Here is a 762-nt window from a genome sequence, read left to right on the forward strand (position 1 = left end):
TTTATGTCCTTACTCAATTTAAATCTCAGTCACTTTTCCATCACTTGAAAAAAGGGTGGAATATTAATGGTATTACTGATCGCTTTATTGACCCAATTCCTGCGCAAATGCGTACGGGTAAGCGTTGGTATGAAGGCACTGCAGATGCTATCTATCAGAACCTACGTTTTATGGAGCTTGAAGAACCGGATCAGGTTTGTATCTTTGGCTCTGACCACATTTACAAGATGGACATCAAGCAGATGCTGAACTTCCATACGGAGAAGAAGGCGTCATTGACGGTGTCTGCACTGCGCATGCCACTAAAAGAAGCTTCTCAGTTTGGTGTAATAGAGGTTGATGCTGAAGGCAGAATGATTGGCTTTGAGGAAAAACCCGTTAATCCAAAATCGATTCCTGGAGAACCAGATTTCGCGTTAGTCTCGATGGGGAACTACGTATTCGAAGCACAAGTTCTATTTTCTGAACTCGTGGAAGATGCAGACAATGAAGCTTCTTCTCATGATTTTGGTAAAGATATCATCCCGAAAATGTTCCCTCGTGGTGACGTTTTTGTCTATGACTTCAGCACCAACAGAATCAGTGGTGAGAAAGAAGAGGTTTACTGGCGTGATGTAGGTACGATAGATGCTTATTGGCAAGCGCACATGGATCTATTAGAAAAAGATGCGCCATTCTCTTTGTACAATCGTAAGTGGCCTCTTCATACCTATTACCCACCATTGCCACCTGCAACGTTTACCGATTCAGACAACGGTCGAG

The 762-nt window shown here is 43.0% G+C and carries 1 protein-coding gene; it reads left to right on the top strand.

Annotated elements, in window-relative coordinates; genetic code table 11:
* Positions 1-762 (top strand): sugar phosphate nucleotidyltransferase (locus R7093_RS25175; RefSeq protein WP_318147011.1); only part of this gene is annotated, 762 nt, incomplete at both ends.

This window comes from Vibrio sp. 1580 (genome assembly GCF_033340055.1).